At 67.9% G+C, this 21,523-nt stretch carries 18 protein-coding genes; 14 read left to right on the plus strand and 4 right to left on the minus strand.

Annotation, left to right across the window (positions count from 1 at the left end; all coding sequences use genetic code 11):
- Positions 1 to 4 precede the first annotated feature (4 nt).
- From metF to ACSJJU_RS07355, 4 genes are all read left to right on the plus strand, one after another.
- On the plus strand, positions 5 to 928 hold the full coding sequence (gene metF / locus ACSJJU_RS07340; protein WP_435914674.1) for a methylenetetrahydrofolate reductase: 924 nt from the start codon (positions 5 to 7) through the stop codon (positions 926 to 928).
- Positions 925 to 1,971: a homocysteine S-methyltransferase family protein gene (locus ACSJJU_RS07345; RefSeq protein ID WP_435914675.1), complete on the plus strand. Its 1,047-nt coding sequence runs from the start codon at positions 925 to 927 to the stop codon at positions 1,969 to 1,971. Before metF ends, ACSJJU_RS07345 begins: the two co-directional genes overlap by 4 nt.
- A gap of 73 nt (positions 1,972 to 2,044) precedes the next feature.
- Complete coding sequence (metH, locus tag ACSJJU_RS07350) at positions 2,045 to 4,669, plus strand: methionine synthase (RefSeq protein WP_435914677.1); 2,625 nt, start codon at positions 2,045 to 2,047, stop codon at positions 4,667 to 4,669.
- A 158-nt stretch (positions 4,670 to 4,827) separates the two neighbouring features.
- Positions 4,828 to 6,453, plus strand: coding sequence for a chondroitinase-B domain-containing protein (locus ACSJJU_RS07355; RefSeq protein ID WP_435914678.1), 1,626 nt, complete (start codon positions 4,828 to 4,830; stop codon positions 6,451 to 6,453).
- Between the two features lie 12 nt (positions 6,454 to 6,465).
- On the opposite strand, the gene ACSJJU_RS07360 is transcribed toward ACSJJU_RS07355, so the two are convergent.
- The 3 genes from ACSJJU_RS07360 to ACSJJU_RS07370 all read right to left on the minus strand — a co-directional run bounded on the left by ACSJJU_RS07360 (position 6,466) and on the right by ACSJJU_RS07370 (position 9,695).
- Positions 6,466 to 7,275: an arginyltransferase gene (locus ACSJJU_RS07360; RefSeq protein ID WP_435914679.1), complete on the minus strand. Its 810-nt coding sequence runs from the start codon at positions 7,273 to 7,275 to the stop codon at positions 6,466 to 6,468.
- 185 nt (positions 7,276 to 7,460) lie between these two features.
- On the minus strand, positions 7,461 to 8,381 hold the full coding sequence (locus ACSJJU_RS07365) for a flagellar motor protein MotB (RefSeq protein WP_435914680.1): 921 nt from the start codon (positions 8,379 to 8,381) through the stop codon (positions 7,461 to 7,463).
- A 60-nt stretch (positions 8,382 to 8,441) separates the two neighbouring features.
- On the minus strand, positions 8,442 to 9,695 hold the full coding sequence (locus ACSJJU_RS07370) for a threonine ammonia-lyase (protein ID WP_435914681.1): 1,254 nt from the start codon (positions 9,693 to 9,695) through the stop codon (positions 8,442 to 8,444).
- Positions 9,696 to 9,931: 236 nt separating this feature from the next.
- Between ACSJJU_RS07370 and ACSJJU_RS07375 the strand changes: the two genes are divergently transcribed.
- Both ACSJJU_RS07375 and ACSJJU_RS07380 read left to right on the plus strand, forming a co-directional pair.
- Positions 9,932 to 10,798 carry an NAD(P)-dependent oxidoreductase gene (locus ACSJJU_RS07375; RefSeq protein WP_435914682.1) on the plus strand — a complete coding sequence of 289 codons (867 nt, stop codon included), beginning with the start codon at positions 9,932 to 9,934 and terminating at the stop codon, positions 10,796 to 10,798.
- 67 nt (positions 10,799 to 10,865) lie between these two features.
- Positions 10,866 to 12,530 (plus strand): amidohydrolase, encoded by a 1,665-nt coding sequence (locus ACSJJU_RS07380; RefSeq protein ID WP_435914683.1) that lies wholly within the window; start codon positions 10,866 to 10,868, stop codon positions 12,528 to 12,530.
- A 150-nt stretch (positions 12,531 to 12,680) separates the two neighbouring features.
- Here ACSJJU_RS07380 and hemB read toward each other — a convergent pair whose 3' ends face one another.
- Positions 12,681 to 13,688 (minus strand): porphobilinogen synthase, encoded by a 1,008-nt coding sequence (gene hemB, locus ACSJJU_RS07385; protein ID WP_435914684.1) that lies wholly within the window; start codon positions 13,686 to 13,688, stop codon positions 12,681 to 12,683.
- Between the two features lie 150 nt (positions 13,689 to 13,838).
- Between hemB and murI the strand changes: the two genes are divergently transcribed.
- The 8 genes from murI to ribD all read left to right on the plus strand — a co-directional run bounded on the left by murI (position 13,839) and on the right by ribD (position 21,513).
- Positions 13,839 to 14,633, plus strand: coding sequence for a glutamate racemase (gene murI / locus ACSJJU_RS07390; RefSeq protein WP_435914685.1), 795 nt, complete (start codon positions 13,839 to 13,841; stop codon positions 14,631 to 14,633).
- Between the two features lie 87 nt (positions 14,634 to 14,720).
- Positions 14,721 to 15,773 carry an enoyl-CoA hydratase/isomerase family protein gene (locus ACSJJU_RS07395; RefSeq protein ID WP_435914686.1) on the plus strand — a complete coding sequence of 351 codons (1,053 nt, stop codon included), beginning with the start codon at positions 14,721 to 14,723 and terminating at the stop codon, positions 15,771 to 15,773.
- 159 nt (positions 15,774 to 15,932) lie between these two features.
- A complete protein-coding gene (gene hemA / locus ACSJJU_RS07400; protein ID WP_435914687.1) occupies positions 15,933 to 17,150 on the plus strand; it encodes a 5-aminolevulinate synthase in 1,218 nt (405 codons plus the stop codon).
- 155 nt (positions 17,151 to 17,305) lie between these two features.
- A complete protein-coding gene (locus tag ACSJJU_RS07405) occupies positions 17,306 to 17,566 on the plus strand; it encodes a DUF6898 family protein (RefSeq protein ID WP_435914688.1) in 261 nt (86 codons plus the stop codon).
- 293 nt (positions 17,567 to 17,859) lie between these two features.
- A complete protein-coding gene (rpiB, locus tag ACSJJU_RS07410; protein ID WP_435914689.1) occupies positions 17,860 to 18,318 on the plus strand; it encodes a ribose 5-phosphate isomerase B in 459 nt (152 codons plus the stop codon).
- Positions 18,319 to 18,321: 3 nt separating this feature from the next.
- The gene (gene glyA, locus ACSJJU_RS07415) at positions 18,322 to 19,635 is read left to right on the plus strand and encodes a serine hydroxymethyltransferase (RefSeq protein ID WP_435914690.1); all 1,314 of its coding nucleotides are present in this window, start codon (positions 18,322 to 18,324) and stop codon (positions 19,633 to 19,635) included.
- A 321-nt stretch (positions 19,636 to 19,956) separates the two neighbouring features.
- Positions 19,957 to 20,448, plus strand: a complete 492-nt coding sequence (gene nrdR, locus ACSJJU_RS07420; protein ID WP_435914691.1) for a transcriptional regulator NrdR — start codon at positions 19,957 to 19,959, stop codon at positions 20,446 to 20,448.
- 39 nt (positions 20,449 to 20,487) lie between these two features.
- Positions 20,488 to 21,513 (plus strand): bifunctional diaminohydroxyphosphoribosylaminopyrimidine deaminase/5-amino-6-(5-phosphoribosylamino)uracil reductase RibD, encoded by a 1,026-nt coding sequence (gene ribD / locus ACSJJU_RS07425; RefSeq protein WP_435914692.1) that lies wholly within the window; start codon positions 20,488 to 20,490, stop codon positions 21,511 to 21,513.
- Positions 21,514 to 21,523 lie beyond the last annotated feature (10 nt).

The following is a 21,523-nucleotide window of genomic DNA, read 5'->3' on the forward strand; positions in this document are numbered from 1 at the left end:
GACCATGAACCCGCTGACCCCGAGCTTCCGCCCGCTGTTCGCCGATGTGCCCGGCGACATCGGAGTCTCCTTCGAATTCTTCCCGCCCAAGACGGAGAAGATGGAGGAGACGCTGTGGAACTCCATCAAGGCGCTGGAGCCGCTCGGGCCGCGCTTCGTCTCTGTCACCTATGGCGCGGGCGGCTCGACGCGCGAGCGCACCCACAACACCGTCACGCGCATCCTCAAGGAGACCTCGCTGACGCCCGCCGCGCACCTGACGTGCGTGGCCGCCAGCCGCGAGGAGGTGGACGCGGTGGCGCGCAGCTACTGGGAAAGCGGCGTGCGCCACATCGTGGCGCTGCGCGGCGACATGCCGACGGGCATCAGCACGCCCTTCGAGCCGCATCCGCAAGGCTACACCTGCGCGGCCGATCTGGTGGCGGGGCTGAAGAAAATCGCGCCCTTCGAGATCAGCGTGGGCGCGTACCCCGAGTGCCACCCGGATTCTCCCTCGCGCATCGCGGACATCGAAAACCTCAAGCGCAAGGTGGATGCGGGCGCGACCCGCTGCATCACCCAGTTCTTCTTCGATCCCGACACCTACCTGCGGTTTGTCGATCTGGCGCAGGCGGCGGGCATCACCGTGCCGGTGGTGCCGGGCATCCTGCCGGTCACCAATTTCGCCCAGCTGAAGCGCATGGCCGAGATGTGCGGCGCGAGCGTGCCGGACTGGATGGGCCGCCTGTTCGAGGGGCTGGATGACCGGCCGCAGACGCGCCAGCTGGTCGCCGCCACCATCGCGGCGGAATTGTGCGCGCGCCTTTATCAGCGCGGCGTGCGGAATTTTCACTTTTACACGTTGAACCGGGCTGAACTGACCGCCGCCATCTGTCACCTGCTGGGGGTGCGGCCAGGCTCAAGGCCGGATGTGGAGGTTGCGGCATGAACAGGGCGGAAAAAGCGGAACAGTTCCGGGAGGCGGCGCGCCGCCGCATCCTGGTGAAGGACGGGCCCTACGGCACGGCCATCCAGCGGCTGAAGCTGTCGGAAGCCGATTTTCGCGGCGGCCGTGATTTCGCGCGCGACCAGAAGGGCAACAACGATCTGCTGAACCTGACGCGCCCGGAGGACATCGCGGGCATCTGCCGCCAGTATCTGGAGGCGGGGGCGGATGTGCTCGCCACCAACACCTTCAACGCCAACCGCATCAGCCAGGCGGACTACGGGACGCAGGACCTGACCTACGATATCAACGTGGCGGCGGCGCGGCTCACCCGCGCGCTGGCGGACAGCCATGCAACGCCCGACAAGCCCCGTTTCGTGGCGGGCGCCATCGGCCCCACCAACAAGACCCTGTCCGTCTCGCCGGACGTGAACAATCCCGGCCACCGGGACGTGAGCTTCGACGAGATGAAGGACGTCTACCGCCAGCAGATCGAGGGGCTGCTCGACGGCGGCGTCGATTTCATCCTCGTCGAGACGGTGTTCGACACGCTCAACGCCAAGGCGGCGCTGGTGGCGGTTGACGAGGCGGCGGAAGCGCGCGGCGAGGCGGTGCCGGTCATGATCTCCATGACGCTGACGGATCTCTCCGGCCGCAATCTCTCCGGCCAGACCGTCGAGGCGTTCTGGCACGCGGTGCAGCACGCCCGGCCGCTGTCGATGGGCCTCAACTGCTCGTTCGGCGCGACCGAGCTGCGCCCCTATGTGACCGCGCTTTCGCGTATCGTCGATACGCTGCTGTGCGTCTATCCGAACGCCGGCCTGCCCAATGAAATGGGGGAGTACGACGAGCGGCCGGAGACCACCGGCACCCTGATCCGGGAGTGGGCCGAACATGGCCTCATCAATGTGGTGGGCGGCTGCTGCGGCACCACGCCCGCCCACATCGCCCGGATCGCGGAGGTGGTGGCGGCGCTGCCGCCGCGGCCGATCCCGCACCCGGAGCCGAAGCTGCGGCTCTCCGGCCTCGAGGCGTTCGCGGCCTGACGCGCGCCCTCGGGCGCGGCAGGGTGGTCCCGCCGCGCCATGACGTCCTCCCCAGTCTTGCGTGAATGACAACATGACAAACCAAGCCACTGCCACCTTCATCAACGTTGGCGAGCGGACCAACGTGACCGGCTCCGCCAGGTTCAAAAAGCTGATCATGGCGGGCGACTACACCGCCGCGCTCGACGTGGCGCGCCAGCAGGTGGAAGCGGGCGCGCAGATCATCGACATCAACATGGACGAGGGTCTGCTCGACGCCGAAAAGGCGATGGAGACCTTCCTCAAGCTGATCGCCGCCGAGCCGGATATCGCGCGCGTGCCGATCATGATCGACAGCTCCAAGTGGAGCGTCATCGAGACCGGTCTCAAGTGCGTCTCGGGCAAGGCGATCGTCAATTCCATCAGCCTCAAGGAAGGCGAGGAAGCGTTCCTGCGTCAGGCCCGGCTGGTGCGCCGCTACGGCGCGGCCATGGTGGTGATGGCGTTCGACGAGCAGGGGCAGGCGGACACCTGCGCGCGCAAGGTGGAAATCTGCGAGCGCGCCTACAGGCTGCTCACCGAAAAGGCGGGCGTGCCGCCCGAGGACATCATTTTCGACCCGAATATCTTCGCGGTCGCCACGGGCATCGAGGAGCACAACAACTACGCCGTCGATTTCATCGAGGCGTGCCGCCAGATCAAGGCCCGCTGCCCGCATGTGAAAATCTCGGGCGGCGTGTCGAATATTTCCTTCAGCTTCCGGGGCAACGAGCCGGTGCGCCGGGCGATGCACTCGGTGTTCCTCTACCACGCCATTCAGGCCGGCATGGACATGGGCATCGTCAACGCGGGCCAGCTCGACGTGTACGACGAAATTCCCGGGGAGCTGCGCGAGCGGGTGGAGGACGTGATCCTCAACCGCCGGCCGGACGCGACCGAGCGGCTTCTGGAAATCGCAGACAAATATCGCGAGAGCGGCGCGCAGGCGGAAACGCAGGAAGCGGAGTGGCGTTCGTGGCCGGTCGCCAAGCGGCTGGAATATGCGCTGGTCAAGGGCATCGACCAGTATGTGATCGACGATACGGAAGAAGCCCGCAAGCAGTTCGCCCGGCCGATCGAGGTGATCGAGGGTCCGCTGATGGCGGGCATGAACGTGGTGGGCGACCTGTTCGGCGCGGGCAAGATGTTTCTGCCGCAGGTGGTCAAGTCCGCCCGCGTGATGAAAAAGGCGGTGGCGCACCTCATTCCCTATATCGAGGCGGAGAAGTCCGAAGGCCAGCAGGCCAAGGGCCGCATCGTCATGGCGACGGTGAAGGGCGACGTGCACGATATCGGCAAGAACATCGTGGGCGTCGTGCTCCAGTGCAACAACTTCGAGGTCATCGACCTCGGCGTCATGGTGCCGTTCCAGACCATCCTGAAGGCGGCGAAGGAGCACAAGGCGGATATCATCGGCCTCTCCGGCCTCATCACCCCGTCGCTGGACGAGATGTGCACGGTGGCGGAGGAGCTGACGCGCGAGGGCATGACCCTGCCGCTGCTCATCGGCGGCGCGACCACCTCCAAGGTGCATACGGCGCTGAAAATCGCGCCGCGCTACGAGACCGGCCCGACCATCCATGTGCTGGACGCCAGCCGCTCCGTCGGCGTGGCAACAGCGCTGGTCTCGGACACCGGGCGCGAGGCCTTCCTCGCCGAAATCGCGGCGGAGTACGAAGAGATCCGTCGCAAGCGCGCGCGCAATCAGGAGTCCGAGCTGATCTCCATCGAGGCGGCGCGGGCGAACGGCGTGAAGATCGACTGGGAGGGCTATGTGCCGCCCCGGCCGTCGTTCATCGGCACCCGGGCGTTCGAGGACTATCCGCTCGAGGATCTGGTGGAGCGCATCGACTGGACGCCGTTCTTCCGCTCATGGGAGCTGGCGGGCACGTACCCGGCCATTCTCGACGACGCGGTGGTGGGCGAGAGCGCGCGCCAGCTTTTTGCCGACGCGCAGAAAATGCTGGAGCGGATCATCAGGGAGAAGTGGCTCACCGCCAAGGCGGTGATCGGCTTCTGGCCCGCCGCGCGCGATGGCGACGACGTGATCCTCTACGAGGACGAAAGCCGCACGAAGGAGCTGTCCCGCGTGCACTTCCTGCGCCAGCAGATCGCCAAGCGGGAAGGGCGGCCCAACATGTGCCTGGCCGATTTCGTCTCGCCCGGCGCGGACTATCTCGGCGGCTTCGCGGTGACGGCAGGTCACGGCATCGAGGAACATCTCGCCCGCTTCAAGGCCGCGCACGACGACTATTCGGATATTCTCCTCAAGGCGCTGGCGGACCGGCTCGCCGAGGCGCTGGCCGAGCGGATGCACGAGCGGGTGCGCCGCGAGTTCTGGGGATATGCGCCGGATGAAAACCTCAGCAACGAGGACATCATCCGCGAGAAATACCAGGGCATCCGCCCGGCGCCCGGCTATCCGGCCTGCCCGGACCACTCGGAGAAGCCCGAGCTGTTCCGCCTGCTGAACGCGGGGCAGCACGCGGGGATTCAGCTCACCGAGAGCTTCGCCATGGTGCCGACCGCGGCCGTCTCCGGCTACTACTTCTCCCACCCGCAGGCGCAGTACTTCGGCGTGGCGCGCGTCGGGCGCGATCAGGTGGAGGATTATGCCCGGCGGCGGGGCGTGTCTGTCGAGCAGGCGGAGCGCTGGCTGCGGCCCAGCCTTGGCTACTGATTGGCCCAAGGGCCTCGGCTACTGATTGGCCCAAGGGATTGACTGGGCCCGGCGAATGGCTGGGCCCGGCTATTGACAAGGCGCGGCGTCCTGCCCGTAACTTCTGCGGTGGCCGCAGGGCCTCGGCGAGCGGTTGTGGGGTGGGGGACCGAATGGGCATGACCGGACGAAAGGACGTCGCCTGGGGACGGCGTCTCGTGCGCTTGGCCGCCATCCTGACGGCGGTGATGGCGGCCGCGATCGGCGCGCTGGCGCTGTGGACGCAGTACCGGTTTCAGGAGCCGTTCCTGCGCACCTGGAGCCGCGCGCTCGGCCCCGAGCTGGAATGGCAGCGGGCCAAGTATCCCTCCATCGACTGGGCCTTTGCCGCGCCCGCCGCGCTGATGGGGCAGAGCGACAGCCGCCGCGTGTTCGAAATCCTCGCCCCGGCCGACGAACAGCCGCCGCTGGTCCTGTCCAGGGTGGTGGGGCCCCGGCTTCTCGATGAACCGCTGCCGGCGCGCTACACGGCGGAGGGTGTGCCCCTGCCGGCGATGGGCCCGGCGGATGTCAGCGACCCGTCCTCCGGCATCATCGAGCGCTGGCCCGCGCCGACGCCCGTTGTGGTCTCGACGACGCGGGAGCTGGGCGAGGCCATTCGCAACGCCCGCCCGGGCGATCACATCCTGTTGCAGCCGGGCAGCTACCTCTTCCGGGGCGGCGGCTTCGAGGTGCGCGCCAGCGGCACCCCCGACAAACCGATTTTCCTGCGCGCGGCGCGGCTGGGCGACGTGACCCTGCGGATCGGCACGACGCAGGGGTTCACCGTCTACGGCGGCTACTGGGTGTTCGAGAATCTGCTGTTCCAGGGCGTCTGCAACCAGGACGAAGACTGCGAGCACGCCCTGCACGTGGTGGCCAACGCCAGGGGCACGATCATCCGCAACAACGTGATGCGGAACTTCAACGCCGCCATCAAGGTGAACCTCGGGCGCAAGCGCACCCAGGCCCCGGACTTCGGCCTGATCGAGGGCAACCGCTTCAACAACGACCATCCCCGCAAGACCTACAGGCCGGTCACCCTGATCGACGTGGTGGGCGCGGACGGCTGGCGGATCACCTCCAACATCATCGCCGACTACGCCAAGGGCGTTGGCGACAACGTGAGCTATGCCGCCTTCATCAAGGGCGCCAGCCACGGCGGCGTGTTCGAGCGCAATCTGGTGATGTGCGAATGGCGGCACCGGGGCGGCATCCGCCTCGGCCTGTCGCTGGGCGGCGGCGGGACGGACACCTACGCCTGCCGCGACGGCCAGTGCGCGTTCGAGAACGATGGCGGGGTCATCCGCAACAACGTCATCCTCAACTGTCCCAACGATGTGGGCATCTACCTGAACAAGGCGGCCAACGCGGTCATCCACAACAATCTGGTGGCGGGCACCACGGGCATCGACGTGCGCTATCCGCAGTCGGACGCGCTCATCTTCAACAACATCATCGACGGCCGGGTGAAGGAGCGGAACGGCGGCAAGGCGACGCTGGAGAAGAACGTCGTGTCCGGCTTGCAGGCGGCGGTACTCGGCCGGACCAGCAGCAGCCTGCTGCGTGCGCCGTTGCGGGGCGACTTTTCCGTGGCCAACAAGGGGGCGCTGGCCGGCAAGGGCCGCGCGCTGGCCGCAGGCCGGGTGGACTTCTGCGGCCGGCTCCATGACGCCGCCAAGCCGGACATCGGCCCGTTCAGCCTGTCAAAGGGCACGCCGTGCGCGGAGCCGTGGATTGGCGGCGGCACGACGGCCAGCCGCTGAGCGGGCAGCCGCTCAGGCCTTCTCGGGGGAGCGGATCGGATAATAGCCCATGGAGGGCATGGACGGCCGGGAGCCCTGCTGGTCGGCCTGCAGCGTGTCTATCGACACCCAGCCGTCGGCGGTCAGCACGTCGAGCGGCTTGTACTGGACCTTGTACGACATCTGCCGGCAGTTCGGGATCCAGTAGCCCAGATACACATAGGGCAGGGCCATTTCGACCGTGCGGCGGATGTGGTCGAGGATGATGAAGGTGCCGAGGCTCCGGCGCGGCCCGTCCGGCTCGAAGAAGCTGTAGACCATCGACAGGCCGTCCGAGTGGTGGTCCGTGAGGCAAACGCCGACCAGGCGGCCGCCGCCCTCGGGGCCGGGCTCGCGGTATTCATACACCACCGTATCGACCGGCGTGCGCTCGATCATGTCGGTGTAGTCGTCCGCATCCATCTGGGTCATGCCGCCATCGGGATGGCGGGCATGGAGGTAGCGTTGCAGCAGCTCGAACTGCTCGGACGTGGCCCACGGCTCGCAGGCGTTGATGACCAGATCGCTGTGGCGGCGCAGCACCTTCCGCATGGTGGTGTTGGGCCGGAACTCGGCCGCCCGCACCCGGACAGACTGGCAGGCCCAGCAGCGGTCGCAGGCGGGCCGGTAGGCGACGTTCTGGCTGCGCCGGAAGCCCATGCGCCCGAGGGATTCGTTGAAGGAGGCGGCGTCGAGCCCGCGCAGTTCGGTGAAAACCTTGCGCTCCACCCGGCCGTGAAGATAGGGGCACGGGCCGGGCGCTGTCAGGAAGAACCGCGGGAACTGAAGCACCTGGTCGTTCATTCTCACCCGCTGAACAGTCAATCACCTTCCGGTGAAACGCCTTCTGGTGAAACGCCTACAGGAGAAACGCGCGGGACTGGTGTCCGACTGCGTTTCAGCCGCACATCCAGTATAGGCGGGCCGCTGCGGCGGAAAAGGGGAAAACCCGGCTTTCTTCGCGAAATTGGCGGAATGCGCAGCCCGGCTCAGTTCCCGCCGGCAAAGGCGGGCGCAAGCGCCGGGGCCTCGCGCAGCAGCAGGATCGCGACGCGGCGGTTCTCGGGCCGGTTAGGCGCGTCGGGGTAGAGCGGCTGGGTGGCGGCGCGGCCGGTCACTTCGGCCATGCGGTCGGGCCGCACGCCCGCGTCGCGCAGGACGCGGCGGGTGGCGTTGGCGCGATCGGCGGAGAGCTCCCAGTTGCCGTACTGGCCCTCGTTGGCATAGACCGCCCCGTCCGTATGGCCGGTGATGGAGATGCGGTTGGGCATGGCCTTCACCACGTCCGCCACCGTTTGCAGGATACGGACGTAGAAGGGATAGGGCGTGGCCGTGCCCGGGCGGAACATGGGCCGCTCGTCGCGGTCGATCAGCTGGATGCGCAGCCCCTCGGGCGTCTGCTCCAGCAGGATCTGGTCCCGGTACTTGGCCAGATCCGGCGTTTCCTGAATGGCGGTCTTGAGGTCGTCCTCGGCCTTCAGCAGCCTGGCGTCCGGCGTCGGCGGCAGCTTCATCTCGTAGGTGGGCGCCTGGTCTTCCTGCCGGCTCTGGTTGCGGGCGTCCTCGCTGTCCTTCGAGTCCTTGCTGGGGGAGGAGCTGGGCGTCGCCGTGAGGTTCGAGCCGCTGGCCTTGGCGCCTTCCGACTCCAGCGCCGTGCCTGCCAGGATGCCGCCCGCGCCCGAAGCGTTGGACATGGTGGCGTTGGAAGGCGTGAAGTAGTCGGCGATGCCCTGGAGCGTCACCTTGTCCGAGATGGTGAGCAGCCACAGCAGCATGAAGAACGCCATCATGGCCGTCACGAAGTCGGCATAGGCCACCTTCCACGCGCCGCCATGCCGGCCGTGGGCAGTCTTCTTCACCTTCTTGATGATGATCGGGCGCGCAGCGTTGTCGCCCTTGCCTTTGGCCATGACCAGACGTTCCGCCTCCAGTGGGGACCGCAACTATGGGCCGAAGCGGTTAAGAGGTGGTTAGCCCGCCTCGATCATGCGCACGTCATAGCCGCGCGAGCGCAGGGTGGTGACGAGCTGGTCCAGATGCTCGCGGTCGCGGGTTTCCACCTCGATATCGGCGTAGGTGCCCTTGGCCGGCAGCTTGGTGAACACCCGCTGGTGGCTCACGTCGATGATGTTCACCTGATGCTCGTGGAAGATCCGGGTGACATGGAACAGCTCGCCCGGCCGGTCCTTGAGGCGGATGCGCAGGCGCGCCAGCCGCCCCTCGCGGGCAAGCTCGCGCAGCAGCACGTTGGCGAGCAGGCGGGTGTCGATATTGCCGCCGCTGATGATGAGGCCCAGCTTCTTGCCCCGGTAGGGCGAGGCCTGCGCCACCAGCGCGGCAAGACCCGCCGCGCCCGCGCCCTCGGCCACCGTCTTCTCGATGGTGAGCAGCAGGGAGACGGCGCGCTCCAGCTCCGCCTCGGAGACCAGCACGATATCGTCCACCAGCGCCTTGACCATCTGGTAGGTCAGCTCGCCCGGGTATTTGACCGCGATGCCCTCGGCCAGCGAGTCGCCGTCGCAGATGGCCTCGAAGCCCTTCACCTTGGCCGCCATGGAGGGATAAAGCTCGGCCTGCACGCCGATGATCTGCATGTTCGGCTTCAGCCCGCGCGCCGCGGCGGCAACGCCCGAGATCAGACCGCCGCCGCCGATGGGGACGATCAGGCAGTCCAGATCCGGCACGGCCTCCAGCATTTCAAGGGCGATGGTGCCCTGGCCCGCCATCACCAGCGGGTCGTCGAACGGGTGGACGAACACCAGACTCTCGTCCTCGGCCATTTTCCGGGCAAGGGCGGTGGCTTCCTCCAGCTTCTCGCCGTGGAGGATGACGCGCGCGCCGTGGCCCGCCGTCTGCTGCACCTTCACCGTCGGGGTGCCCTTGGGCATGACGATGGTGGCCGGAATGCCGAGGCGGCTGGCGTGGTAGGCGACGCCCTGCGCGTGGTTGCCGGCCGACATGGCGATGACGCCCGCCTTGCGCTGGCCCTCGCTCAGGTGCAGCAGGCGGTTGAGCGCGCCGCGCTCCTTGAACGAGGCGGTGAACTGGAGGTTCTCGAACTTGAGCCAGATCTCCGCGCCGAAAATCTCGCTGAGGGTGCGGCTCTTGAGGCAGGGCGTGTTGATGATCGCGTTCTGAATGGCGGAGCGTGCACGCCGCACGTCCTCAAGGGTTACGGGCAGGTCGGCGGATGCGCCGGAGGGCTGGGATTGTGCCACGCTCATGGTTCGATGCGCCTGTTCAGTTCGCTTGTTGAATTCGTCGGTGAGGCCGCTCCAGGCGATCGAGGAATACCGCATGGGGCCGGTGTCTGTGGCAGGGAATACACTTCGCAGCCCCCGTCAGCAACATTCAGTACGGCTCGCGTCCGGTTCGGGCAGCAATGCTGTTGCGTTGCGGCCTCGCCGGACGCGCTCCGGCTGTGCTAGGAGGCAGGCGGTGCCAACGGAGGATTTGTGAAATGGCCAAGATTGCGTTTCTGGGGCTTGGAGTGATGGGCGCACCGATGGCGCGGCATCTGGCGAAGGCCGGTCATGAGGTGCGGGTCTACAATCGCACCACGGCCAAGGCCGAGCGCTGGGTGGCCGAACATGGCGGCGCCTGGGCGCCGACCCCGGCGCAGGCCGCCGAGGGGTGCGCGTTCGTCTTCTCCTGCGTCGGGGCCGATGACGACCTGCGGCAGGTGACGATCGGCGCGGGCGGGGCCTTCGAGTCCATGGCGGCGGGCAGCCTGTTCATCGATCATACGACGGTCTCCGCGCAGGTCTCGCGGGAACTGGCGCAGGCGGCAAAGGCGAAGGGCATCGGCTTTCTCGACGCGCCGGTCTCGGGCGGACAGGCCGGGGCGGAGAACGGCAAGCTTACCATCATGGTCGGCGGCGAGGAGGCGGATTTCCGCCGCGCCGAGCCGGTCATGCAGGCCTACGCCCAGCGCATCGGCCTGATGGGGCCGGTCGGCTCCGGCCAGCTCACCAAGATGGTCAACCAGATCTGCATCGCCGGTGTGGTGCAGGGCCTCGCCGAGGCGCTCAACTTCGCCATGGAGGCGGGACTCGACGCCCGCGCGGCGGTGGAGGTGATCTCCAAGGGCGCGGCGCAGAGCTGGCAGATGGACAACCGCTCCGCCACCATGATCGACGGCCAGTTCGACTTCGGCTTCGCGGTGGACTGGATGCGCAAGGATCTGGGCCTCGTGCTGGACGAAGCCAAACGCCTCGGCGTCTCGCTGCCGCTGACCGCGCTCGTCGACCAGTTCTACGCCGACGTGCAGAGGATGGGCGGCGGCCGGCAGGATACCTCGTCGCTCATTCGCCGTTTCCGGGGGTAGGGGATTGATTTAATCATGGCAGGAGGGCCCGCGACCCTTTTGCTTGATTGAAACCGGGGGATCATCCATGCGTCTTGCCACGGCTTTCCTGCTCGCAACCTGCCTGGCGGGGGGCGCTCATGCCGCCACCTATGTGCACAACGTGAAGGGATACACCTTCGATGCGCTGGGGCGGCTGCAATCCTTCGAGGCGGCGCTGATCGGGGACGATGGACGGGTCGAAGCCGTCGGCCCGGAAGGGGTGCTCAGGCAGCGCGCCGAAGGGGCGGATGCCGTCGATGGCAAGGGCGCGGTGATGCTGCCGGGCCTCATCGACGCCCACGGCCATGTGATGGGCCTCGGGCAGAACGCCCTGACGGTGGACCTGTCGGACACCCGCTCGCTGGAGGACGCCCTCGACAAGGTGAAGGCCTACGCCGCCGCCGACCCGGACGCCCGGTGGATTCGCGGGCGTGGCTGGAATCAGGAATCCTGGGGACTCGGCCGCTTCCCGACCCGCGAGGAACTGGACCGCGCCGTCGCCGACCGCCCGGTGTGGCTGGAGCGGGTGGACGGCCACGCGGGCTGGGCCAACAGCAAGGCGCTCGAGGTCGCCGGCGTGACGGGCGCGGCCAAGGCGCCCCAAGGCGGCGAGATCATCCGCGACGACGCAGGCACGCCCACGGGCGTGTTCGTCGATGCGGCCATGGACCTCATCACCCGCCACATCCCGGCGCCGACGGACGCGGAGCTGGAAGCCGCCCTTGAGGCGGCGCTCAAGATCATGGCCTCCGTCGGCCTCACCGGCGTGCACGACGCCGGGATCGACGCCCGTACCTGGGCGCTCTACCGCCGCTTCGGCGCGGAGGGGAAGCTGACGGCGCGGATCTACGCCATGATCGGCGGCGTCGGGCCGGACTTCGATGAACTCTCGAAGGAGGGGCCGCAGGACGGGCTCCACGGCGACCGGCTGTCGCTGCGCGCGGTCAAGCTCTACGCCGACGGCGCGCTCGGCTCGCGCGGGGCGGCGCTGCTCGCGCCCTATGCGGACGCGCCCGAGAGCAAGGGACTGCCCTTCCAGAGCGATGCGGCGCTCGCCAACATGATCTCCAGGGCCATTGCCAAGGGCTATCAGGTGAACGTCCACGCCATTGGCGATGGCGCCAACCGGCAGGTGCTGGACTCCTTCGGCCTGATCCTGCGCCACACCGGGCAGGGGCTGCGCCACCGCGTCGAGCACGCACAGGTGCTGGCGCCCGAGGACATCAAGCGGCTGGCGGAACTGGGGCTGATCGCCTCCATGCAGCCGACCCAGGCCACCTCCGACTGGCAGATGGCCGAAAAACGCCTCGGCCCGGACCGGCTGGAAGGCGCCTACGCCTGGCGCACCGTGCTGAACACGGGCGGCAAGCTGGCGCTGGGCTCCGACTTCCCGGTCGAGTCGGCCAATCCCTTCTACGGCCTCTACGCCGCCGTCACCCGCCAGACCCGCGAAGGCGAACCGCCGGGCGGCTGGCTGCCGGAGCAGAAACTCAGCATGGTGGAGGCCTTCCACGGCTTCACGCTGGGCGCCGCCTACGCCGGGCATCAGGAAAGCAAGGTCGGCAGCCTTGAAGCAGGCAAATGGGCCGACTTCATCCTCATCGACCGGGACATCTTCAAGGCCCCGCCCGCCGAGGTGTGGCAGACACAGGTGCTCGAGACCTGGGTTGCCGGAAAACGCGTCTACTGCGCGGAGGAGCGGTGTTCGTGACGCTGGGTTAAGGGTGAAAGGGGGTCTTGGACCCCCTTTCGATCCCCCTTGCGTTTGTCGGGCCGTGTTTCTGGAGCGCGCTGGAAACGCGTCCCCGTAAATGAAGGGAGGTGCAGGAGGGACCGAGTCCCTCCTGCGAAAAATCAGAAATCACTTCCCGTTCAGCAGCCTGGCCGCTTCCAGGGCGAAGTAGGTCAGCACGCCGTCCGCGCCCGCGCGTTTGAAGGCCATGAGGCTTTCGAGGATGGTGCGGTCGCGGTCGAGCCAGCCGTTCTGGATGGCGCCTGCGATCATGGCGTATTCGCCGGAGACCTGGTAGGCGAAGGTGGGCACGGCGAAGGTGTCCTTCACCCGGCGCACCACGTCGAGGTAGGGCAGGCCCGGCTTCACCATGACGGTATCGGCGCCTTCGGCCAGGTCCAGCGCCACTTCGCGCAGGGCTTCGTCCGAGTTGGCCGGGTCCATCTGGTAGGTTTTCTTGTCGCCCTTGAGGCGCGCGCCGGAGCCGACCGCGTCGCGGAACGGGCCGTAGAAGGCCGAGGCGTATTTGGCGGCGTAGGACATGATCTGGACGTTGGTGAAGCCTTCCGCCTCCAGCGCGGTGCGGATGGCCCGGATGCGGCCGTCCATCATGTCGGAGGGGGCGATGATGTCCGCGCCTGCCCGGGCCTGATTGAGCGCCTGCTGCACCAGCTTCTCGATGGTCTCGTCGTTGAGGATCTCGCCGGAGTCGGAGACCAGCCCGTCATGGCCGTGGGTGGTGTAGGGGTCCAGCGCCACGTCCGAGAGGATGCCGATGTCGGGCACGGCGTCCTTGATGGCACGGGTGGCGCGGCACATCAGGTTGTCCGGGTTGGCGGACTCGCGGCCGTCGTCGGTGCGCAGGTCGGCGGGCGTGTTGGGGAACAGGGCGAGGCAGGGGATGCCGAGGCTCTTCGCCTCCCGGGCCGCCGCGACCGCCAGATCGACGGACAGGCGTTCGACGCCCGGCATGGAGGCGACGGTGGTGCGCTCGCCGGTGCCTTCGATGATGAACAGGGGCCAGATGAGGTCCGCCGGGGTGAGCACGTTCTCGGCCACCATGGCGCGGGACCAGGCGGTCATGCGGGTGCGCCGGAGGCGGGCGGCGGGGTAGGGCGCGAGAGGAAATTGGGTCACGATCAGAACCTCGACTGGGTGGACGGCGGACCGGCCAGCGGTTCGGGCCGTCTGCCGCATTTTGCATCAGTCCGCCTGTTTCCAAGCGGGATGGAAATGCACTAGACACGTCTCCTGTTCACTTTCAACCGGGTGGATTGTCACAAGTTGGTGAAAACGCGAAAACCGTTGCTGGTGTTCGACTCCGGGGTCGGCGGCCTGTCGGTCCTGCGGGAGATCCGGCGCCTGCTCCCGGCGGCCCCCGTGGTCTATTGCGCCGACAACGGCGGCTTCCCCTACGGCACCAAGACCGAGGCGGAGCTGGGCGCCCGCGTGCCGGCTCTTCTCGGCCGCCTTGTCGAGCGGTTCGACCCGCAACTGGTGGTCATCGCCTGCAACACGGCGAGCACCATCTCGCTCGCCCAGGTGCGGGCGGTGCTGAACGTTCAGGTGGTGGGCACCGTGCCGGCGGTGAAGCCGGCGGCGCTCATCAGCAGGACGCGGGTGTTCGGCGTGCTCGGCACGCCCGCCACGGTGCGGCAGGCCTATGTGGACAATCTGGTGCGCGAGTTCGCCAGCGACTGCCTGGTGCTGCGCCACGGCTCGGCCGAGCTGGTGGCGATGGCCGAGCGCAAGCTGCGCGGCCTGCCGACGCCGCTGCCGGAGTTCCGCGCCGTGCTCGACGGGCTGCTGAGCCAGCCGGGCGGCGAGCGGCTGGACACGATCGTGCTGGCCTGCACCCACTTTCCGCTGGTGAAGGAGGAGCTGATGGCGGTTGCGCCGCGCCCCTTCCAGTGGGTGGACAGCGGGGAGGGCATCGCCCGCCGGGTCGCCTATCTGTGCCAGGGCGTGGAGTGGGAAGGGCCGCCCTCCGGCCTTGCCGTCTTCACCCGCGCGGACGAGGACGTGCATTTTCTCACAACGGCTCTTCGTTCTTTCGGGCTGGACAGGATCGTCACCCTTTAGGACTGTGGCCACGGCGCGGCGTGTGGCGCCGCATGACGTGTGTCCTGATTTCAAACGGTTTTTGAAGACTTTAGGCGGGGGATGACCATGAACGACGCTGTTCTTGCGAACGAGGACGTGCTTTTCGAGATTCAGGGCCGTGCGGGCATCATCACCCTCAATCGCCCCAAGGCGCTCAATGCCCTGACGCGCGCCATGTGCGTCGCCATCCATGATCAGCTGAAGGCGTGGGAGGCCGATCCCACCGTGAAACTCGTCATCATCCGCGGCGCGGGCGACCGCGCCTTCTGCGCGGGCGGTGACGTGGTGAGCATGCACCGGGCCGGCCGCGCGGGCAGCGACGAGTACGAGGGCTTTTTCTTCGACGAATACCGCGCCGACTACCTGACCAGCACCTTCTCCAAGCCGTATGTGGCGCTGGTGGACGGCATCGTGATGGGCGGCGGCGTCGGCCTGTCGGTGCACGGGCCGTACCGGGTGGCGACGGAGAAGACCCTGTTCGCCATGCCGGAGACCGGCATCGGCCTGATCCCGGACGTGGGCGGCACCTACCTGCTGGGCCACATGCCGGGCCAGCTGGGCGTCTACCTCGGCCTGCTGGGCGAGCGGCTGAAGGCGGCGGACTGCCTCTATGCGGGCATCGTCACCCATTATGTGCCCTCGGAGCAGATCGAGGCGCTGACCCGGGCGCTCGTCGAGGAGGACGCCGCGGTCGAGGACGTTCTCGCCCGCTTCCACACCGACCCGGGCGCGGCGCCGCTGGCCAGCGTGCGCGCGCAGATCGACCGGCACTTTGCGGGCGACACGGTCGAGGAGATCGTGGAGTCGCTCGGGTCGGGGGACGACTGGGCCGTTGGCGTGAAGGACCGCCTGCTGGCGCTCTCGCCCACCTCGCTCAAGCTGACCCTGCGCGCGGTGCGGGCCGGTGCGTCGCTCGACCTGGCGGGCTGCCTGCGGCAGGAGTACCGCATCGTCTGCCAGATCAAGCAGGGCCACGACTTCTACGAGGGCGTGCGCGCCCAGCTGATCGACAAGGACCGCAATCCCAAGTGGAATCCCGCCACGCTCGCCGAGGTGACCCCCGCCATGCTCGATCCGCATTTCGAGGAACCGAAGGGCGGCGACGTGCGTCTCGACTAGTACAACCATCGGGGTTAGGCTGGACCGGACCGGGCGGCGGGCGCGACGCCGCCCGCACAGTCGGGCCGCAAAGGTGGGGTTGCGACAAATTCGGCTATTGCGGGCGGGCATTCGGATACATAGGTTTGCGCCAAATGTAACGGTCCAGGATATGCGGCCATGAATTACGAGCGCGTTTTCCAGGAGGCGATCGATCGCCTGCACCAAGAAGGCCGCTATCGCGTCTTCATCGACATCCTTCGCAATCGTGGCGCATATCCCAATGCCCGCTGCTTTGCCGGCCACAACGGCCAGCGGCCCATCGTCATGTGGTGCTCCAACGACTACCTGTGCATGGGCCAGCACCCCAAGGTGATCGAGGCCATGGAGACCGCGCTGCACGACGTGGGCGCAGGCTCGGGCGGCACCCGCAACATCAGCGGCAACACTCACTACCACCTGGATCTGGAAGCCGAGCTGGCGGACCTGCACGGCAAGGAAGCCGCACTCACCTTCACCTCCGGCTACGTCTCCAACGAGGCGACGCTCTCCACCATCGCCAAGCTGCTGCCCGGCTGCGTGATCTTCTCGGACGAGCTGAACCACGCCTCCATGATCGCGGGCATCCGCAACTCGGGATGCGAGAAGCACGTCTTCCGCCACAACGACCTCCAGCATCTGGAGGAGCTGCTCCAGCAGTATCCGCTGGAGACGCCCAAACTGATCGCCTTCGAGTCGGTCTACTCGATGGACGGGGACATCGCGCCCATCGCCGCCATCTGCGACCTGGCGGACAAGTACAACGCCATCACCTACCTCGATGAGGTGCACGCGGTCGGCATGTACGGCGCGCGCGGCGGCGGCATCTCGGAGCGGGACGGCGTCGCCCACCGCCTCACCATCATCGAGGGCACGCTGGGCAAGGCCTTCGGCGTGATGGGCGGCTACATCGCGGCCTCCCGGACCATCATCGACGTGGTGCGTTCCTACGCGCCGGGCTTCATCTTCTCCACCTCGCTGGCCCCGGTGCTGGTGGCCGGCGCGCTGGCGAGCATCCGCCACCTGAAGGAGAGCAACGCCGAGCGGGAGCGCCATCAGGAGCGGGCCCAGTTCCTCAAGGACCTGCTGCGCGACGCCGGGCTGCCGGTGATGCCCTCGGTCAGCCACATCGTCCCGGTGAAGGTGGGCGATCCGGTGCGCTGCAAGAAGATCTCCGACATCCTGCTGCTGGAGTATGGAATCTACGTCCAGCCCATCAACTATCCGACCGTGCCGCGCGGCACGGAGCGGCTGCGCTTCACGCCGACGCCGCACCATGACGACTCCATGATGTACGCCCTGCGCGACGCGCTGCTGGAGATCTGGGACCGTCTGGAGCTGACCCGGCAGGCGGCCTGACGGCGGTTTTCTGCACGTCTTGATGGGTTGGCAGGAGGGGTGTGCCCCTCCTGCGACCTCCCGTTCGTTTCCGGCGGACGCGCCCCCGCGACACGTCGAAATACATCCCGGCCTTGCGGTGCTGTATAAGGGGGCGGGAGAGGGGGGAACGGCCTATGGCGGATGTTTTGGACGACGATTACAGCGGCTTCCTGATCGAGTTCACGCCGGTTGGCAGCAGCGTCAAGGTGTGCGCGGTGGACCCGCTCACCGGGCTGGAAGCGGTTGTGGTCGGCTCCAGCCTGACGCCGAGCCAGGTGCTCGCCATCATGGCGGTGCGCAAGCTCAAGACCCTGCTGGGGATGGAGGACGCGCCCGCGCCGGAGGAGCCGGCCCCGAAAGCGCCGCCGCCGCCCCGTCGCGGCCTGATCGTCTGAGCGGGGGCAGGGCGCCCCCTCTCGGGCCCCCCTTGCATGGTGAGTGCCCTTGCATGGTGAGTACCCTTGCATGGTGAGCATGGGAGCCATGCCCGGGCAGTGGCGCAGGCGGTGCCCCAGGGAAAACCGGGGCGTTTCCGGTACCTTTCCCCCTTGACTTTGTACCTTGCGGTCGCCCTTGCCCCTAGCCCTTGACGGTGCGCTGTGCTACGAGCCCCCTCGACGCGGGCCCTCGTCACGGGACAGGCCTGGGGGCCGGGCCCGTCGCCCTTGTTTTCGAGTCGAGAGAGTGCATGACCAAGACTGTCGCGATTGGTTCGGATCATGCGGGCGTCAAGCTCAAGCAGATCCTGATGGACGACTTGCACGAGGCCGGGTTCAACGTTCTGGATCTGGGCACCTGCGGGTCGGAGTCGGTTGACTACCCGGACTTCGGCTACGCGGTGGCCACGGCGGTGGCCGAAGGCAAGGCCGAGCGCGGCGTTGTCATCTGCGGCTCGGGCATCGGCATTTCCATTGCCGCAAACCGCATCCCGGCCGTTCGCGCCGCGCTGTGCACCAACGGGCTGATGGCGCGTCTCGCCCGCCAGCACAACGACGCCAACGTGCTTGCCATCGGCGAGCGCCTCACCGGCGTCGACATGGCCCGCGACATCCTCAAGGAATTCCTGGCGACCCCCTTCGACGGCGGCCGTCACCAGCGGCGGATCGACAAGCTCTCCAATCCGCCCGTTCGTACCCAAGGAGAATAAGCGATGACTTCCGCCGCTCTTAAGTCCGATGCCGAGGGCCGCGCCCCCGATTTCTTCACCGCCGGCCTCGAACAGGCCGACCCCAAGCTGGCCGCCGCCATCAAGGGCGAGCTGAGCCGCCAGCAGGACCAGATCGAGCTGATCGCCTCCGAGAACATCGTCTCCAAGGCGGTGCTGGAAGCGCAAGGCTCGGTGCTGACCAACAAGTACGCCGAGGGCTACCCGGGCAAGCGCTACTACCAGGGCTGCCACCATGTGGACATCGCCGAGCAGCTGGCGATTGACCGCGCCAAGGCCCTGTTCGGCGCCGAGTTCGTCAACGTCCAGCCGCACTCCGGCGCGCAGGCCAACGGCGCCGTCATGCTGGCGCTGGTGAAGCCGGGCGAGACCGTGATGGGCCTGTCGCTGGCCGCGGGCGGCCACCTGACCCACGGCGCGCCGCCGGCCATGTCGGGCAAGTGGTTCAACGCCGTGCAGTATGGCGTGGACCGCGAAACCCACCTCATCGACTTCGACGAGGTGGAGCGCCTCGCCAGGGAGCACAAGCCGCGCCTCATCATCGCGGGCGGTTCGGCCTATCCGCGCATCCTCGACTTCAAGCGCTTCCGCGAGATCGCCGACTCGGTCGGCGCGCTGCTGATGGTGGACATGGCGCACTTCGCCGGCCTGGTGGCGGGCGGCGCCCACCCGAACCCGCTGCCCTACGCGGACGTGGTGACCACCACCACCCACAAGACCCTGCGCGGCCCGCGCGGCGGCATGATCCTCACCAACAACGAGGACATCGCCAAGAAGATCAACTCGGCCGTGTTCCCGGGCCTCCAGGGCGGCCCGCTGATGCACGTCATCGCCGCCAAGGCGGTTGCCTTCCGCGAGGCGCTTCAGCCGGAGTTCAAGGTCTACGCGAAGAAGGTCATCGAGAACGCCCAGGTTCTCGCCCAGCGCCTGAAGGAGCGCGGCTGCGACATCGTCGCGGGCGGCACCGACACCCACCTGGCGCTGATCGACCTGCGCCCGAAGGGCCTCACCGGCAAGGACGCCGACGAGGCGCTGGAGCGCGCGGGCATCACCTGCAACAAGAACGGCGTGCCGTTTGACCCGCTTCCGCCGACCAAGACCTCGGGCATCCGCGTGGGCTCGCCCGCCGGCACCACCCGCGGCTTCGGCGTCGAGGAGTTCAAGGAAATCGGCGACATGATCGCCGACGTGCTGGACGGCCTGGTCGCCAACGGCCCCGAGAACAACGGCAAGGTGGAAGCCGAAATCCGCGCCCGCGTCTCGGCGCTGTGCAAGCGCTTCCCGATCTATCAGGGCTAAGCGGGATGTGACGGCTTGCAGGAGGGGCTTGCCCCTCCTGGCAACCTCCCGATCGTTTTGAAGGGCCGTGCCTGTGAGACCGGGTGCGGCCCTTTCTCATTCTTCCGAACGGGACGCGCCCTTCGATCACGGGCGCGCCCCGAAACGAAAGGGGGTGCAGGGGGTCCGCGACCCCCTGCATTTCAAGTCCCTTCCAATTTCTTTTCGCTGTCCTCCTGCGGCAGCAAATCTATCTTGAGGCAGCCTGCAGAGTGGACACCATATCTGGTGTAGACTACTGTCCGGCCATGCTCGCCAACGAGATGGAAGGCGGATGCGCCGATGCGTTGTCCATTTTGCAGTCACGAAGATACGCAGGTGAAGGATAGCCGGCCGACCGAGGACAACTCGGCCATTCGGCGGCGGCGGCAGTGCCCGGCCTGCGGGGCGCGGTTCACCACGTTCGAGCGGGTGCAGCTGCGCGAGCTGGTGGTGGTCAAGAAATCGGGCAAGCGCGAGGCCTTCGAGCGCGACAAGCTGGAGCGCTCCATTCGCATCGCCCTGCGCAAGCGGCCGGTGGAGCCGGAGCGGATCGACCGGCTGGTCACGGGCATCGTGCGCCAGCTCGAGTCGATGGGCGAGAACGAGATTCCCGCCCACCAGATCGGCGAGCTGGTGATGGAGCGGCTTGAGGCGCTGGACCCGGTTGCCTATGTCCGGTTCGCGTCGGTCTACAAGAATTTCCGCGAGGCCAAGGACTTCGAGACCTTTGTGGGCCAGCTGGGCGGAAAGCTGGAAGACACGCGCGAACTGGACGTCTGGAAGAGCGAATAGCGGCCGCACCCGCGCGGCCGCCGCACGAAAGCGGGCGGAATGAAGCACGATTACCGATGGATGCGCGCGGCGCTGGCGCTGGCCGAGCGCGGACTGGGGCGGACCCAGCCCAATCCGTCGGTGGGCTGCGTCATCGTGAAGGACGGCGTTGTCCTCGGCCGGGGCTGGACCCAGCCGGGCGGGCGCCCCCACGCGGAGGCCATGGCATTGGCTCAGGCGGGGGCACTGGCTCAGGCGGGGGAGGCCGCCCGCGATGCGACGGTCTACGTAACCCTTGAGCCCTGCGCCCACGAGAGCCCGCGCGGGCCTTCCTGCACCAGTCTCCTGCTCGCGGCGCGGCCCGCCCGCGTGGTGATCGCGGCGCTCGACCCCGACCCCCGCACCAGCGGCCACGGCGCGCTCGCCCTGCAGCGGGCGGGGATCGAGGTTGTGAGCGGCGTTCTGGAAGCGGAGGCGGTGCGCCAGCAGCGGGGCTTCCGCCTGCGCCTGGCCGAGGGGCGGCCGGAGGTGACGCTGAAGCTGGCGACCTCGCTCGACGGGCGCATCGCGCTGCCCAACGGGGAGAGCCGCTGGATCACCGGCCCCGAGGCGCGCCGGCACGCCCATCTGGAGCGGGCGCGCCATGATGTGATCCTCATCGGCCGGCGCACGCTGGAGACGGACGATCCCATGCTCGACGTGCGCCTGCCCGGGCTGGAGGACCGCTCGCCCCGGCCGGTGGTGGCGAGCCGGACGCTGGAGCGGATTGCGCCGTCGCTCAAGCTTGCGGGCCGGGCGGAGGTGCTCTCGGGCGCGTCCCTGCCGGAGATGCTGGCCGGTCTGGCGGCGGGCGGGGCGCTCCGTGTTCTGGCGGAAGGCGGAGCGGGGCTTGCAGCTTCGCTGCTCCGACACGATCTAGTGGACCGTCTGCTGTGGTACACGGCCCCGATCGTGCTTGGCGACGGGCGCAGCGGGGTCGAGGATCTGGGCCTTGCGCGTCTCGCCGAGGCGCACGGGCGCTGGCGCACGGTGGACAGTTTGGCGCTGGGCGAAGTTCGGCTGGCGGTTTTCGAGCGTATCCGTTAACGGGAAGCTG

The sequence above is a fragment of the Pedomonas sp. V897 genome (assembly GCF_051304405.1).
In the GTDB taxonomy this organism is placed as follows: Bacteria; Pseudomonadota; Alphaproteobacteria; order Sphingomonadales; family Sphingomonadaceae; genus Pedomonas.

What these genes read in the sequence shown, in the direction of transcription:
- ACSJJU_RS07370 (WP_435914681.1), bottom strand. Translation starts at nt 9,695, where the DNA reads ATGAGCGTGGCACAATCCCAGCCCTCCGGCGCATCCGCCGACCTGCCC.
- nrdR (WP_435914691.1), top strand. Translation starts at nt 19,957, where the DNA reads ATGCGTTGTCCATTTTGCAGTCACGAAGATACGCAGGTGAAGGATAGC.
- ACSJJU_RS07395 (WP_435914686.1), top strand. Translation starts at nt 14,721, where the DNA reads ATGAACGACGCTGTTCTTGCGAACGAGGACGTGCTTTTCGAGATTCAG.
- metH (WP_435914677.1), top strand. Translation starts at nt 2,045, where the DNA reads ATGACAAACCAAGCCACTGCCACCTTCATCAACGTTGGCGAGCGGACC.
- hemA (WP_435914687.1), top strand. Translation starts at nt 15,933, where the DNA reads ATGAATTACGAGCGCGTTTTCCAGGAGGCGATCGATCGCCTGCACCAA.
- ACSJJU_RS07345 (WP_435914675.1), top strand. Translation starts at nt 925, where the DNA reads ATGAACAGGGCGGAAAAAGCGGAACAGTTCCGGGAGGCGGCGCGCCGC.
- glyA (WP_435914690.1), top strand. Translation starts at nt 18,322, where the DNA reads ATGACTTCCGCCGCTCTTAAGTCCGATGCCGAGGGCCGCGCCCCCGAT.
- ACSJJU_RS07355 (WP_435914678.1), top strand. Translation starts at nt 4,828, where the DNA reads ATGACCGGACGAAAGGACGTCGCCTGGGGACGGCGTCTCGTGCGCTTG.
- ribD (WP_435914692.1), top strand. Translation starts at nt 20,488, where the DNA reads ATGAAGCACGATTACCGATGGATGCGCGCGGCGCTGGCGCTGGCCGAG.
- ACSJJU_RS07360 (WP_435914679.1), bottom strand. Translation starts at nt 7,275, where the DNA reads ATGAACGACCAGGTGCTTCAGTTCCCGCGGTTCTTCCTGACAGCGCCC.
- metF (WP_435914674.1), top strand. Translation starts at nt 5, where the DNA reads ATGAACCCGCTGACCCCGAGCTTCCGCCCGCTGTTCGCCGATGTGCCC.
- ACSJJU_RS07375 (WP_435914682.1), top strand. Translation starts at nt 9,932, where the DNA reads ATGGCCAAGATTGCGTTTCTGGGGCTTGGAGTGATGGGCGCACCGATG.
- ACSJJU_RS07365 (WP_435914680.1), bottom strand. Translation starts at nt 8,381, where the DNA reads ATGGCCAAAGGCAAGGGCGACAACGCTGCGCGCCCGATCATCATCAAG.
- ACSJJU_RS07405 (WP_435914688.1), top strand. Translation starts at nt 17,306, where the DNA reads ATGGCGGATGTTTTGGACGACGATTACAGCGGCTTCCTGATCGAGTTC.
- rpiB (WP_435914689.1), top strand. Translation starts at nt 17,860, where the DNA reads ATGACCAAGACTGTCGCGATTGGTTCGGATCATGCGGGCGTCAAGCTC.
- ACSJJU_RS07380 (WP_435914683.1), top strand. Translation starts at nt 10,866, where the DNA reads ATGCGTCTTGCCACGGCTTTCCTGCTCGCAACCTGCCTGGCGGGGGGC.